Here is a 13,369-nt window from a genome sequence, read left to right as displayed (position 1 = left end):
CTCAACCCTCCCAGCCGGCCTGGTAGAGGCTGCCATGGGCCTTGTCCAGGGCTGCGCGCACCGCCGGCGAGTGCTGGTAGATATCGACGAACTTCGCCAGGCGCGGGTCGTCCTTGCTCTGCGGGCGAATGACGAACTGGATCACGTACTCCTTGTTCTCCAGGCCGTCGAACAGCAGTGCCGAGGTGGCGTCGAAACTATTGGCCAGGCGGATATAGGCCGGATAGCCCTGGACCAGGTCGGCGTCGTCATAGGCCCGCACCAGCTGTACCGCTTCCACCTGGAGGATCTTCAGTTTCTTCGGGTTGGCGATGATGTCTTCCTCGGTCGCCTTGTAACCCACGCCCGGCTTGAGCGTGATCAACCCGGCCTTGGCCAGCAGTTGCAGCCCGCGGCCGCTGTTGATCGGATCGTTTGCGATGGCCACGCTGGCGCCCTCGGGCAGTTCGCTGAACTGCTTGTACTGCTTCGAGTACAGCCCGACGTTGTTGATGATGCCTGGGGCGTAGGGCACCAGGTCGAAACCGGCGGCGGCCTTGGCGTTCTCGAGGAAGGGAATGTGCTGGAAGTAGTTCACGTCGATGTCACCGCTCTGCAGGCTGACATTGGGCGCGATCCAGTCGCTGAATTCGATCAGCTTCACCTCCAGGCCCTGCTTGTGCGCCTCCTCCACGGCTGCTTCCAGTGGAATGGCGAAGGCGGCGGTGGTGCCGATCTTCAGGGGGGCGGCGCCCAGTGCGCCGGTGACGATACCCAGGGACAGGACAGCGGCCGCGACGGGCCGGAACAGTTTCTCAAGCATGGTGCAGGGCTCCAGTCGGGGCGGTGGTCGGGGTGCGGTAGGTGGCGCCGGGGTGGTCGGCGGGCAGGTGGGGGTGGCTTGCCTGGAACAGCTTCTGACGCAAGGTGCCCTGTGCGTAGGCGGTCTTGTAGCGGCCGCGACGTTGCAGCTCGGGTATCACCAGGTCGATGAAGTCCTCGTAGCTCTCCGGAGTGACGGTACGGGTCAGGTTGAAACCGTCCAGGCCGGTCTGGTCGATCCAGTCGATCAACTGCTCGGCGACCTGCCCAGGTGCGCCGACCAAGGTCACGTAGCGCCCACCCAGGGCGTGTTGCTGCAGCAGGCGGCGGCGGGTCCAGGCGCTGTCCTGCAACTGGCGGGTGGCGGATTGGATGGCGTTGCCCTTGGCGAAGCCGATCGGTTCGTCGAGCCCGTAGGCGGCGAAATCGATGCCGGTGGAGCTGGCGAAATGCGCCACGCCTGCTTCTGCGCTGGCATGGCGAAGGTACTCGGCATGCTTGGCCTGGGCCTGGGCCTCGGTAGGTGCGACGATCACCGTGATGCCCAGGAAGACCTTGATCGCCTGTGGATCACGGCCGGCGGCCCTGGCTGCGGCGCGCACGTTGTCGACCTGGGCGCGGGTGGCTTCCTGGCTCTGGCCGCCGATGAACACGCATTCGGCGTGGTGCCCGGCAAAGGCCAGGCCACGGGGCGAGCTGCCGGCCTGGAACAGCACCGGGGTGCGCTGGGGCGAGGGTTCGCACAGATGGTAGCCCTCCACCTTGTAGAACTCGCCATGGTGGCGGACCTTGTGCACCTTGTCCGGCCGGGCATAGACCCGGCGTTCGCGGTCAACGACGACTGCATCGTCCTCCCAGCTGCCTTCGAGCAGCTTGTACAGCACCTGCAGGTATTCGTCGGCCTGGTCGTAGCGCCGATCGTGCTCGGGTTGTCGCGCCAGGCCCATGGCGCGTGCGGCACTGTCCAGGTAACCGGTGACGATGTTCCAACCGACCCGGCCGCTGCTCAGGTGATCGAGCGTGGAGAGGCGCCGGGCGAACAGGTAGGGCGCCTCGTAGGTGAGGTTGGCGGTGAGGCCGAAGCCCAAGTGCTCGGTGGCGGCCGCCATGGCCGAGACCAGCAGCAACGGGTCGTTGACCGGCAGCTGGACGGACTCTTTCAAGGGCACGTCAATGGACTGCCCGTAGACATCGTAGGTGCCGACGATGTCGGCAATGAACAGGCCGTCGAACAGCCCGCGCTCGAGCAGGCGTGCCAGGTCGGACCAGTAGGCCAGGGTCTTGTACTGGGTCGAGGTGTCCCGAGGGTGGGTCCACAGACCGTGGTTGATATGCCCGACGCAGTTCATGTTGAAGGCATTGAGCAGGATGTGCCTGGCCATCAGATGGTCCCTCGACGTGGCGGGTTTTCCCCGTTGAGGTAGTAGTTGCCGATGGCGTGGTACTTCCAGCGCACCGGGTCGTGCAAGGTATGTACCCGGGCGTTGCGCCAGTGGCGGTCGAGGTTGTGTTCGGCCAGGGTGGCCTGGCTGCCGGCCAGCTCGAACAGGGTGCTGCCGGCGGCGAGGGAAATCTCCGTGCTGATCGCCCGGGCCTCGGCCACGGCGATGGAGGCGGCCGCGACATTGTCGGCACTGCTGTCCTCGCGGGCCCGGTCGAGGTATTCGCCGGCCCGCTCCAGCAGCGCTTCGGCCGCGTGCAGGCGGATGGCGAGGTGGCCGAAGCTCTTCAACGTCAACGGGTCATCGCTGGCCTTGTCCAGGCCGGCGTCGATCCACGGTCGGCTGCGTGTACGCACGAAGTGCAGGGCGTCGTCGAGTGCGGCGCGGGCGATGCCGGTGTCGATGGCGGCATGAAGGATCTGCGCCAGGGGGCCGACCGGGGTGGGGCGCTCGAAGGCGCTCTGGAAGGGCACGACATCTTCGCTGCGCACGGGCACATTGTCGAACACCACCGAACCACTGCCGGTGGTGCGCTGGCCGAAACCGCTCCAGTCGTCGATCACCTTCAGGCCGGGGCTGTCGGCGGGCACGAACACCAGGTGTTGCACGCCATCTTCATCCACCACCGAGGTGGGGATGCGCTGGGCGTACAGCGCGCCGGTCGCATAGAACTTGCGGCCCTCGATGCGCAGGCCGTCGCCCTCGCGTATCAGGCGGGTGGTGCGATCGTGGGCGGTGCGGGTACCCAGTTCTGCCAAGGCATTGCCGAAGCGCTGGCCAGCCAGTACCTCGGCATAGAGGCGCTGCTGCTGATGCAGGGTGCCGTTCACGCGGAGCACTTCCAGGGCATAGAAATGATTCTGCGGGATCTGCCCCAGGGCGGCGTCGGCCTGGGCGATACGGGCCACGACCTTGGCCAGGGTGACGTTGGACACGCCTGCACCGCCGAAGTCCTTGGGTACGCTGATGGCCCACAGGCCGGAACGGGTGAACAGGTCGAGTTCGGCGTGAGGCAGGCGGCGCTCGCGGTCGCGCAGGGCGCTGTCGCGGTGCAGGTATCGGGCGATGTCCTCGGCGACGGCCAGGGCCTGGGCGTCGGAGGTGATCAGCGCCGGTTTGGGCGTGGTCAATGCGTTCATGTGTTTCTCCAGTGGGAGCGCCGGGGCCGCTTCGCGCCCCTTTCGCGGGGCAGCCCGCTCCTACAGGAGAACGCATACCCCTGTAGGAGCGGCCTTGCGCCGCGAAAGGGCTGCGTAGCAGCCCCAGGGCTCGCCAATCAGATCCAGGAATGCCGCGCAGGGCGTGTGCCGTTCAGATGCCAGGCTCCGACGGCGTGGTATTTCCAGCGCACCGGGTCATGCAGCGTGTGCACGCGGGCGTTGCGCCAGTGCCGGTCGAGGTTGAACTCGGCGAGGGTGGCGCGGCTGCCGGCCAGTTCGAACAGCTTCTCGCTCGCCTGCAACGCGACCTCGGTGGTCAACACCTTGGCCTCGGCCACGGCGATCGAGGCCCGTGCCGCGCCGTCCTCGTCCACCGGGCCGGCATTGATTTCGTCGAGCACGCGCGCAGCCTTGCGCAGCAGGGCCTGGGCGGCATGCAGTTCGAGCTTCAGGCGGCCGATGTCGGCGATCACGTAGGGGTCGTCGCTGGCGCGCTCTACCTTGGCCTCGATCCACGGGCGGGATTTTTCCCGCACGAAGCTGATGGCATCCTCAATGGCCGCTTCGGCGATGCCGGCATCGATGGCCGCCTGGATCAATTGCGAGGCGGCGCCCTGGGTGCTGGGCACCTCGCGCAGGCGCCAGCTGTCGATCACCAGGTCGGCTTCGACCGGCACCTGGTCGAGCAGGACGGTGCCGCTGGCCGTGGTGCGCTGGCCGAAGCCAGACCAGTCGTCGACGATCCGCAGCCCCGGGCTGCCCCGGCGTACGAGCGCCAGGCGCTGGCGGCCTGCGTCGTCCAGGGCCTTGACTGCCACCCAATGGGCGAACAGGGCGCCTGTGGAGTAGAACTTCTCACCGCTGATGCGATAACGATCGCCATCGCGGGTGATCCGTGTCTTGAGGGTCAGGGTGTCCTTGGTGCCACGCTCAGGCCCGGCGTTGCCGATGCGCCAGCCATCGAGCACGGAGCGGAAGAGCACCGCCTGCTGGGCCTCGGTGGCGGTCAGGCGTAGCAGTTGGATGATGCCGAAGTGGTTTTGCGGAATCTGCCCCAGGGCCGGGTCGGCGGCACTGATCAGGCGGAAGACTTCGGCGATGGTCTCGAAGGAGACCTCGGGGCCGCCATGGGCCTTGGGGATGCTGATGCTGCCCAGGCCGCTGCGGGTGAACTGTTCGATTTCCGTCCATGGCAGCTTGCGCTGCTGGTCGCGGCGCGCGGCCTGCTGGCGGGCGGTATGTGCCAGTTCGCGGGCCGCTTGCAGGGCCTGGGCGTCGTTTTGCAGTACCGTGGCCGGCAGCAACAGGGGCGAGCTGTCGAGATCGCTGGTGGACCTGACCATTCCTTACCTCACAAAGTTGAAAACGTCGCCGATGGCGACAGACATTTGCTGGTCCGGTGGTCCGGTCTATATACCGTATGCGCTTATAAAAACTTTATGAACTAACTTTTTGGACTATATATAGAAGTTTGCATCTTGTTGGCCGAGCATTGCGCAATCGCCGGCAGGCCGGCTCCCACAGGGTTCGGCACAGCCCGTGTGGGAGCCGGCTTGCCGGCGATTGCGTCAGTCAGTAGAACGTTGACGATTCAGCCTGCCGCTGTACCCAGAAACTTGCGCAGGAACTGCCGCGTGCGTTCTTCCCTGGGGTTGGCGAACAGTGCCTTGGCTTCGCCCTGCTCAACGATCACACCCTTGTCGAAGAAGATCACCCGGTTGGCCACGTCCCGGGCGAAGCTCATCTCGTGGGTGACGATGATCATGGTGCGCTTCTCCTCGGCAAGGCCGCGGATGGTCTCCAGCACCTCGCCGACCAGCTCGGGGTCGAGTGCCGAGGTCGGTTCGTCGAAGAGGATCACCTCCGGCTCCATGGCCAGGGCCCGGGCGATGGCCACCCGTTGTTGCTGCCCGCCGGACAGGCGCCGTGGGTAGGCGTCTTCCTTGCCGGCCAGGCCGACCTTGGCCAGCAGGCGCCGGCCCAGTTCGATGGCTTGGTCGCGGGGCGTCTTCTTGACGATCACCGGCCCTTCGATGACGTTCTCCAGCGCCGAGCGGTGGGGGAACAGGTTGAAGTTCTGGAACACGAACCCGGCCTGCTGGCGCAGGCGGCGGATCGCACCTTGCTGGCTGCCCAGCGGGCGGTTGGCGTCGATGCTGATGTCACCGATCTGGATGCGCCCGGCGTCAGGCGTCTCCAGCAGGTTGAGGCAGCGCAGGAAGGTGGTCTTGCCCGAACCGCTGGGGCCGATGATGGCCACCACCTCGCCGGGCTGGACCGTCAGGTCGATACCGTCGAGCACGGTGTGGCCCTTGAACTGCTTGGTCAGGCCTTGTACTGCGATCATCTTCAGTGCTCCTGGTCATGCTGGTTGACCCGCGCTTCCATGCGGTTCTGGAAGTGCGCGAGGATGCTGCACAGGACCCAGTAGATCACGGCAACGGCCAGGTACATGGTGAAGACCTCGAAGGTCCGTGCGGTGATCAGCTGGGCCTGGCGGAACAGCTCCGGCACCTGGATGGTCGCTGCCAGGGCGGTGTCCTTGACCAGCGAGATGAAGCTGTTGCCCAGCGGCGGCAAGGCCGTGCGCATGGCCTGGGGTAGGATCGCCCGGCGCATGGCCTGGGTGCGGGTCATGCCGATGCTGGCGGCGGCTTCCCATTGGCCACGGTCGATCGAGGAGATCGCCGCGCGCAGGATTTCACAGATGTACGCCGCCATGTTCAGCGACAGGCCGATCAGTGACGCCGGTATCGGGTCGAGCTCGATACCGATCTGCGGCATGCCGAAGTAGATGACGAACAGTTGCACCAGCAGCGGCGTGCCGCGGAAGAACGACACGTAGATCCTGGCCAGCCAGTTCAGCGGCAGGATCTTCGACAGGCGCATCAAGGCCAGGGCAAAGCCCAGGACCAGCCCGAAGAACATGCCGCCGACACTGAGCAGCACTGTGTAGCCAGCGCCCTTCAATAGGAAGGGCGTGGAGTCGATGACGAGTTGCAGGCTTTCGGCGATCATTTGGTGACGTCGGCACCGAAGTATTTCTCGGACAGCTTGGCCAGGGAGCCATCAGCCTTGAGCTTGTCCAGCGCCTTGTTGATCGCCTCGAGCAGCTCAGGCTCGCCCTTGCGCAGGGCCACGCCCGACTCCAGGCGCGAGAAGGCCTCGCCGGCGAGCTGGGTGTCCTTGGCTTTCTGCGCGTACTCCAGGGCGGCCAGGCGGTCGATCAGGATCGCATCGATGCGGCCATTGCGCAGGTCGGCGAACTTGCTCGGGTCGTCTTCGTAGGTGCGCACGTCAGCTTGCGGGACGTCTTTCTTCACCCACTGCTCGTAGTTGGTGCCCAGGCCCACGCCGACTTTCTTGCCGGTCAGGTCCTGCGCGGTCTTGATGTTCAGCTGCTCGGCCTTCTTCTTCAGGATCAGGGCCTGGATGCCGGAGATGGTGTAGGGCTCGGAGAAGTCGTACTTCTTCTTGCGCTCATCGGAAATGGTGACTTGGTTGACCACCACGTCCAGGCGCTTGGACTCGAGTGCGGCGAGGATGCCATCCCACTTGGTCGGCTGGATCTTGGCCTTGACGCCCAGCTCCTTGGCCAGGAGCTCGGAAAGCTCCACCTCGAAGCCGGCGAGCTTGCCGTCTTCATCGACGAAGCTGAACGGCGGGTAGGTGCCTTCCAGGCCGATGCTGATGCTGCCTTTTTCCTGGATGTTCTTCAGCTGCTCGCCGGCGAAGGCCTGGCTGAACAGGCCGGTGCCCAACAGGAGGGCAAGGCTGGCGTTGAGAAGTGGCTTGGTGAATCTGGTCATGGCTGGGCCCCGCGCTTGTTGTGGAAGTAGTGGGTGGCGACTATAGGGGTGGGCTTATTAGGCCTGGAAATAATAAAAACTTATTTTGTTATTTCTTTTCTGTGTTTTGTCTAGGGTTCGGCAGCCTTGAGGGTAGGCCACGAACGTCAGTTCGTCGTCTGCTTATACCCGACTTAGCGCAGGATGGAATAAAGCGTTGTTTTTTCCAAGAGACGGATTTGCCGTAGAGTGGATCGCACCGGCGGCGTCATTCCCCAAAGAGGCTTTCCAACAAGCCGCCGAGCCAGGAGAACACCGTGAGCGAACATCCATCCACAGGTCGTTGGCAGCTGCAGGGTATCGTCAGTGACTTGCGCAGTGCCCGCGAACAATGGCGAACCCGCAACGGCCGCAGCAGCGGCGAGCAGGGCGGGCGCGAGCTACCGTCGCGCGAGGCCATGCGGCATATCCTCGAGCAATTGTGCGGGGCGTTGTTTCCCATGCGCCTGGGGCCGGTGGACCTGCGTGAAGAGAGCGAGGACTTCTATGTCGGCCATACGCTGGACGCCGCGCTGACGGCATTGCTGGCCCAGGCGCGCCTGGAGCTGCGCTACGCTGCGCGCCAGAGCAAGGCCGAGGTGACGGATGTCGACGCCCATGCCCTGCACCTGATCCAGGGCTTCGCCGCCGCCTTGCCGGGGTTGCGCGTGCTGCTCGATACCGACGTATTGGCCGCCTACCAGGGCGACCCGGCGGCGCGCAGCGTCGACGAGGTGCTGCTGTGCTATCCCGGTATCCTGGCCATCATCCACCACCGCCTGGCCCACCACCTGTACCAGGCTGGCCTGCCGCTGCTGGCGCGGATCAGTTCAGAGCTGGCCCATTCGGCCACCGGCATCGATATCCACCCTGGCGCGCAGATCGGCCCGAGTTTCTTCATCGACCATGGCACCGGTGTGGTGATCGGCGAGACGGCGATCATCGGCGAGCGGGTGCGCATCTACCAGGCCGTGACCCTGGGCGCGAAGCGCTTCCCGGCGGACGAAACCGGCATGCTGCACAAGGGCGAGCCGCGCCACCCGATCGTCGAGGACGATGTGGTGATCTATGCGGGGGCGACCATCCTGGGGCGCATCACCATCGGCAAGGGCTCGACCATCGGCGGCAATGTCTGGTTGACCCGCAGCGTGCCGGCCGAGAGCAATATCACCCAGGCGAACCTGCAGTTGGAGTGTGAGGGGCAGAAGTAAGCCTGGCGTCTGACGATTGCCTGTAACAGCCCAATCGCGGGCTTGTCTCGCGATTGGGCGCCGAGGCTCAACGGTCGGACAAGGTCGCATTGAACGCCGATCCATGTTTAACTTGAACGCTTGTTCAAAGTAAAACGCTGGTCCATTGCCGGTGTTCAACAGGAGGCCCCCCTTTGCTGAACCCGTTCAATCCGAACCTTTCACCGCTCCACGAGGTGCACACCTCATGAGTGCACCGACACCCTCACTTGCCAATGGCAAGATCCGCATGAACCCCCCGGTGTTCTATTTCGCGGCAAGTTTCATCCTCATCTTCGGCCTGGTGGTCATCGCCAACCCCACCGCAGCAGGCGAGTGGCTGCTCGCGGCGCAGAACTGGGCGGCCAATACCGTGGGCTGGTACTACATGCTGGCCATGACCCTGTACCTGGTCTTCGTGGTGGTCACCGCCTTGTCCGGCTACGGCAAGATCAAGCTCGGTGCCGACCACGACGAGCCCGAGTTCAGCTACCTGTCCTGGGCCGGCATGCTGTTCGCCGCCGGCATCAGCATCACCCTGTTCTTCTTCTGTGTCTCCGAACCGCTGACCCACATGATGCAGCCGCCCCAGGGCGAAGGCGGCACGGTGGAGGCCGGGCGCCAGGCGATGGAGCTGCTGTTCCTGCATTGGGGCCTGCACGGCTGGGGCGTGTTCGCCTTCGTCGGCATGGCCCTGGCCTACTTCGCCTACCGGCATAACTTGCCGCTGGCGCTGCGTTCGGCCCTGTACCCACTGATCGGCAAGCGCATCAATGGCCCGATCGGCTACGCGGTGGACGGCTTCGGCATCATCGCCACGGTGTTCGGTCTGGGCGCCGACATGGGCTTTGGCGTACTGCACCTGAACGCGGGCCTGGACTACCTGTTCGGTATCAGCCACAGCCAATGGGTGCAGGTGATCCTCATTACCCTGATGATGGGCGCCGCGGTGGCCGTGGCGGTCGCCGGGGTGGAGAAGGGCGTGCGGGTGATGAGCGACATCAACCTGTTCCTGGCTTGTGCGCTGCTCTTGTTCGTGTTGTTCGCAGGCCCTACCCAGCACCTGTTCAATACCCTGATCCAGAACCTGGGCGATTACCTCGGTGCCTTGCCGCGCAAGACCTTCGATGTGTATGCCTACGGCGAGAACCGCGACTGGCTGGGTGGCTGGACCGTGTTCTACTGGGCCTGGTGGATCGCCTGGGCGCCGTTCGTTGGCCTGTTCATCGCGCGTATCTCCCGCGGGCGCACCATCCGTGAATTCGTCTTCGGCGTGCTGCTCATCCCGCTGGGCTTCACCTTGGCGTGGATGTCGATCTTCGGCAACAGCGCCATGACCCAAGTGCTCGACCATGGCCTGACCGCTCTCGGCCAGTCGGCTTTGGAAAACCCATCGATGAGCCTTTACCTGCTGCTGGAAACCTATCCGTGGAGCAAGGCGGTGATCGCGGTGACGGTGTTCATCAGCTTCGTGTTCTTCGTCACCTCCGCCGACTCTGGCACCGTGGTGCTCTCGACCCTGTCGGCCAAGGGTGGCGAGGCCGATGAGGACGGCCCGAACTGGCTGCGCATCTTCTGGGGCGCGATGACCGCGCTGGTGACCATTGGCCTGCTGTTCGCCGGTAGCATCGATTCGCTGAAGTCGGCGGTGGTGCTGACCTCGCTGCCGTTCTCGCTGATCCTGCTGTGCATGATGTGGGGGCTGCACAAGGCGTTCTACCTGGAGTCCCAGCGGCAGATCGCGCAGATGCATTCGCTGGCGCCGTTCGCCGTGTCGCGCCGTGGCCGTGGTGGCTGGCGGCAGCGCCTGAGCCAGGCGGTGCACTTCCCGTCGCGCGATGAGGTGTACCGCTTCATGGACGACGTGGTGCGCCCGGCCATCGGCGAGGTGAGCGAGGTGTTCATGCAAAAAGGGGTAAACCTGATCACCCAGGACGACCCCAGCCACGACAACGTCAGCCTGAAGATCGGCCTGGGCGAGGAACAGCCGTTCATCTACCAGGTACAGATGCGCGGGTATTTCACCCCCTCGTTCGCCCTGGGCGGGCTGGGCACCCAGGAGTTGAAGAACCGCCGTTACTACCGTGCCGAGGTGCATCTGGCCGAAGGTAGCCAGAACTACGACCTGGTGGGCTACAGCAAGGAGCAGATCATCAACGACATCCTCGACCAGTACGAGCGGCACATGCAGTTCCTGCATCTGGTCCGCTAGATCGCTGGGGCTGCGCTGCAGCCCAATCGCGGGACAAGTCCGCTCCTACAAAAGGCCGCGCCCTCCTGTAGGAGCGGCCTTGTGCCGCGAAAGGAGGCCATAGGCCTCCCGCTTCGGTCAGAACGGCGCATCCCCCAGGATGGTCGCCCGATGCATCACCCGCCGGTTCGGCCGGTAGTCGTCCACCGCGAAATGCTGGGTCACGCGGTTGTCCCAGAACGCCACGTCATGCTCCTGCCATCTCCAGCGAATGCTGAACTCCGGCCGCGTGGCATGGGCGAACAGCAGCTTGAGCAGCGCCTCGCTTTCCTGCTCGTTCAATTCATTGATCCGCGTGGTGAACCCTTCGTTGACGAACAACGCCTTGCGCCCGCTGACCGGGTGGGTGCGCACCACCGGGTGCGACAGTGGCGGGTTGTTGCGTCGGGTGGCCTCCCAGCGCGCCAGGTCTTCGGCGGTGGTGCCGAAGCGCTCCAGTGGGAATGACTTGGTGAAATCATGGGTCGCGGTGAGGCCGTCGAGCATCTCCCGCAGCGGCGCCGACAGCGCCTCGAAGGCCGCGATACCGCTGGCCCAGAGGGTGTCGCCACCGAAGGCCGGCAATTGTTTGGCACTGAGCACCGCGCCCAGGGCAGGTGTCGGTAAAAAGGTCACGTCGGTGTGCCACACGGCGTTGTCGCGGACGTCGGTGACCGCCGTATCCAAGATCAATACCTGGGGCGTTTCCGGCACGTTGGGGTAGATCGGGTGGATGTGCAGGTCGCCGAACTGGGCCGCGAACCTGGCCTGCTGCGCAGGTGTGATCGGTTGGTCGCGGAAGAACAGCACTTGGTGCCTGAGCAGCGCCTGCTCGATGGCGTCGCGTTGCTCGAGGGTGATGTCGCGGCTCAGGTCCACGCCGCTGATCTGGGCACCGAGCGCGGGGCTCAGAGAGGTGATGGTCAGGCTCATGTCGGTCTCGCTTGAATGATGTGTGCCGGTCGGTCAGACAGGGCGGTGACTTCTTCGCGGGTCAGTGGCTCTGCCCCTGCCAGGGCACCAGCTTGCGTTGCAGGGCGCGCAGGCCCATTTCCAGGGCGAAGGCGATCAGGGCGATCAGCAGAATGCCCAGCACCACCACGTCGGTGACCAGGAACTGCGCCGCCGACTGCACCATGAAGCCCAGGCCGCTGGTGGCGGCGATCAGCTCGGCGGCCACCAGGGTCGACCAGCCGACGCCCAGGCCGATGCGGATGCCGGTAAGGATGTCGGGCAGTGCGCTGGGCAGGATCACGTGGCGAACCAGCTGGGCTCGGGTCGCGCCCAGGGACTGTGCGGCACGCAGCTTGGCCGGGTCGACCGTGCGCACGCCGGTGGCGGTGGCGATGGCGATCGGGGCGAAGATGGCCAGGTAGATCAGCAACACCTTCGACAGCTCGCCGATGCCGCACCAGATCACGATCAGCGGCAGGTAGGCCAGCGGCGGGATCGGCCGGTAGAACTCGATCAGCGGGTCGAGGATGCCCCGGGCCACGCGGTTGTGGCCGATGGCGATGCCGATCGGAATGGCGCTCAGGATGGCGGCAGCCAGGGCCAGGCCGATGCGCCCGAGGCTGGCGCCCAGATGTTGCCAGAGGCTCGCGTCCATGTAGCCCTGGGTGAGCAGGGCCCAGGCCTTGGCCAGGATGTCGGCAGGCGAGGGTAGGAACAGCGGCTCGATCCAGCCGGCCGCCGTCACCAGCCACCAGGCCAGCATCAGGGTGGCGAGGGTCAGGGCGCTGATCCAGCGGGTGGGCAACGGGCGGTGTGTGGGGGGCGTGACGGTTGGCCGGGCGACAGGCTTGTCGTTGACCGGCAGGTCCAGGCTGCTCATGCGGGCTCCTGCCGGCGGGCGGCTTCGCGTTGGGAAAACACCCGCGCCAGCACGTACTCGCGGGTCTCGATGAAACGTGGGTCGGACTTGATCGCCCGGGCCGATTCGCCGGCGGCGTAGCGCTGGCCGAAATCCAGTTGCAGGCGCTCGACCACCCGCCCCGGGTTGGGGGCCAGCAACACCAGTTCGCTGGCCAGGAATACGGCTTCCTCGATGTCATGGGTGATCAGCAACACGGGCTTGGCAGTGCGCTGCCAGACCTGCAGCAGCAGTTCCTGCATCTGTTCGCGGGTGAAGGCGTCGAGGGCGCCGAAGGGTTCGTCCATCAGCAGCACACGCGGGTCTGCCGCCAGCGCCCGGGCCAGGCCTACGCGTTGCTTCTGGCCGCCGGAGAGCTGCCAGATGTGGCGGTCGCCTAAGCCTGCGAGGTCGACCAGCGCCAGCAGCTCGCGGGCCTTGGCTTCGCGTTGGGCGCGAGGCATACCGGCCAGTTCCAGGCCGAAGGCGACGTTGCCCAGCACGTCCTGCCAGGGCAGCAGGGCATCGTCCTGGAACACCACGCCGCGTTCGGCACCGGGGCCTTCGACCGGCTTGCCGTCAAGGGTGATGCGGCCTGCGCTGGGGGCGACGAAGCCGGCGATGAGGTTGAGCAGCGAGGTCTTGCCGCTGCCGGAAGGGCCCAGGGCCACCAGCAACTGGCGTGGCCCGAGGCTCAGGTTGATGTCGGCCAGCACCGGGGCGTCGGTGCCGGGGTACTGTGCGCTGATGCGCTCCAGTTCGAGCAAGGCCATGGCAGGCTCCGTCGTGAATACTGCTGTTGATCAGGACCGCTGCACACCCTAATCG

At 65.4% G+C, this 13,369-nt stretch carries 12 protein-coding genes; 2 read left to right on the top strand and 10 right to left on the bottom strand.

Annotated features, from left to right (window positions below):
* Position 1: 1 nt before the first annotated feature.
* The 7 genes from AC1MHZ_RS02385 to tcyJ form a co-directional block, all read right to left on the bottom strand.
* Positions 2-802, bottom strand: coding sequence for a MetQ/NlpA family ABC transporter substrate-binding protein (locus tag AC1MHZ_RS02385; protein ID WP_482965986.1), 801 nt, complete (start codon positions 800-802; stop codon positions 2-4).
* Entirely contained in the window at positions 795-2,183 is a 1,389-nt protein-coding gene (locus AC1MHZ_RS02380) for an LLM class flavin-dependent oxidoreductase (protein WP_482965985.1), read from the bottom strand. Before AC1MHZ_RS02380 ends, AC1MHZ_RS02385 begins: the two co-directional genes overlap by 8 nt.
* A complete protein-coding gene (locus tag AC1MHZ_RS02375) occupies positions 2,183-3,382 on the bottom strand; it encodes an SfnB family sulfur acquisition oxidoreductase (protein WP_324818126.1) in 1,200 nt (399 codons plus the stop codon). The genes AC1MHZ_RS02380 and AC1MHZ_RS02375 overlap by 1 nt, the downstream gene beginning before the upstream one ends.
* A 137-nt stretch (positions 3,383-3,519) precedes the next feature.
* Positions 3,520-4,746 (bottom strand): SfnB family sulfur acquisition oxidoreductase, encoded by a 1,227-nt coding sequence (locus tag AC1MHZ_RS02370; protein WP_482965984.1) that lies wholly within the window; start codon positions 4,744-4,746, stop codon positions 3,520-3,522.
* 248 nt (positions 4,747-4,994) lie between these two features.
* Positions 4,995-5,750 (bottom strand): L-cystine ABC transporter ATP-binding protein TcyN, encoded by a 756-nt coding sequence (tcyN, locus tag AC1MHZ_RS02365; protein ID WP_084853639.1) that lies wholly within the window; start codon positions 5,748-5,750, stop codon positions 4,995-4,997.
* A gap of 2 nt (positions 5,751-5,752) precedes the next feature.
* Positions 5,753-6,421 carry a cystine ABC transporter permease gene (gene tcyL, locus AC1MHZ_RS02360; protein ID WP_084853640.1) on the bottom strand — a complete coding sequence of 223 codons (669 nt, stop codon included), beginning with the start codon at positions 6,419-6,421 and terminating at the stop codon, positions 5,753-5,755.
* Complete coding sequence (gene tcyJ / locus AC1MHZ_RS02355) at positions 6,418-7,212, bottom strand: cystine ABC transporter substrate-binding protein (RefSeq protein WP_084853642.1); 795 nt, start codon at positions 7,210-7,212, stop codon at positions 6,418-6,420. The genes tcyL and tcyJ overlap by 4 nt, the downstream gene beginning before the upstream one ends.
* A 296-nt stretch (positions 7,213-7,508) precedes the next feature.
* On the opposite strand from tcyJ, the gene epsC reads away from it, so the two are divergent.
* Both epsC and betT read left to right on the top strand, forming a co-directional pair.
* Complete coding sequence (gene epsC, locus AC1MHZ_RS02350) at positions 7,509-8,441, top strand: serine O-acetyltransferase EpsC (RefSeq protein ID WP_482965983.1); 933 nt, start codon at positions 7,509-7,511, stop codon at positions 8,439-8,441.
* A gap of 268 nt (positions 8,442-8,709) precedes the next feature.
* On the top strand, positions 8,710-10,671 hold the full coding sequence (gene betT, locus AC1MHZ_RS02345; protein ID WP_172402935.1) for a choline transporter BetT: 1,962 nt from the start codon (positions 8,710-8,712) through the stop codon (positions 10,669-10,671).
* 117 nt (positions 10,672-10,788) lie between these two features.
* Here betT and tauD read toward each other — a convergent pair whose 3' ends face one another.
* The 3 genes from tauD to tauB all read right to left on the bottom strand — a co-directional run bounded on the left by tauD (position 10,789) and on the right by tauB (position 13,314).
* Positions 10,789-11,622 (bottom strand): taurine dioxygenase, encoded by an 834-nt coding sequence (tauD, locus tag AC1MHZ_RS02340; RefSeq protein WP_084853649.1) that lies wholly within the window; start codon positions 11,620-11,622, stop codon positions 10,789-10,791.
* A gap of 61 nt (positions 11,623-11,683) precedes the next feature.
* Complete coding sequence (gene tauC, locus AC1MHZ_RS02335; protein WP_324817188.1) at positions 11,684-12,523, bottom strand: taurine ABC transporter permease TauC; 840 nt, start codon at positions 12,521-12,523, stop codon at positions 11,684-11,686.
* Positions 12,520-13,314 (bottom strand): taurine ABC transporter ATP-binding subunit, encoded by a 795-nt coding sequence (gene tauB, locus AC1MHZ_RS02330; protein WP_084853652.1) that lies wholly within the window; start codon positions 13,312-13,314, stop codon positions 12,520-12,522. The genes tauC and tauB overlap by 4 nt, the downstream gene beginning before the upstream one ends.
* Positions 13,315-13,369 lie beyond the last annotated feature (55 nt).

The organism is Pseudomonas sp. FA-1 (genome assembly GCF_056856075.1).
The sequence above is the reverse complement of the archived record's forward strand: the minus strand, read 5'-3'. Positions and strand labels throughout refer to the sequence as shown.

Bases quoted from the DNA above. Each gene is read 5' to 3' on its own strand.
- AC1MHZ_RS02380 (WP_482965985.1), bottom strand. From the start codon at position 2,183: ATGGCCAGGCACATCCTGCTCAATGCCTTCAACATGAACTGCGTCGGG.
- tcyL (WP_084853640.1), bottom strand. From the start codon at position 6,421: ATGATCGCCGAAAGCCTGCAACTCGTCATCGACTCCACGCCCTTCCTA.
- tauC (WP_324817188.1), bottom strand. From the start codon at position 12,523: ATGAGCAGCCTGGACCTGCCGGTCAACGACAAGCCTGTCGCCCGGCCA.
- AC1MHZ_RS02375 (WP_324818126.1), bottom strand. From the start codon at position 3,382: ATGAACGCATTGACCACGCCCAAACCGGCGCTGATCACCTCCGACGCC.
- tauB (WP_084853652.1), bottom strand. From the start codon at position 13,314: ATGGCCTTGCTCGAACTGGAGCGCATCAGCGCACAGTACCCCGGCACC.
- tauD (WP_084853649.1), bottom strand. From the start codon at position 11,622: ATGAGCCTGACCATCACCTCTCTGAGCCCCGCGCTCGGTGCCCAGATC.
- AC1MHZ_RS02370 (WP_482965984.1), bottom strand. From the start codon at position 4,746: ATGGTCAGGTCCACCAGCGATCTCGACAGCTCGCCCCTGTTGCTGCCG.
- tcyN (WP_084853639.1), bottom strand. From the start codon at position 5,750: ATGATCGCAGTACAAGGCCTGACCAAGCAGTTCAAGGGCCACACCGTG.
- AC1MHZ_RS02385 (WP_482965986.1), bottom strand. From the start codon at position 802: ATGCTTGAGAAACTGTTCCGGCCCGTCGCGGCCGCTGTCCTGTCCCTG.
- tcyJ (WP_084853642.1), bottom strand. From the start codon at position 7,212: ATGACCAGATTCACCAAGCCACTTCTCAACGCCAGCCTTGCCCTCCTG.
- betT (WP_172402935.1), top strand. From the start codon at position 8,710: ATGAACCCCCCGGTGTTCTATTTCGCGGCAAGTTTCATCCTCATCTTC.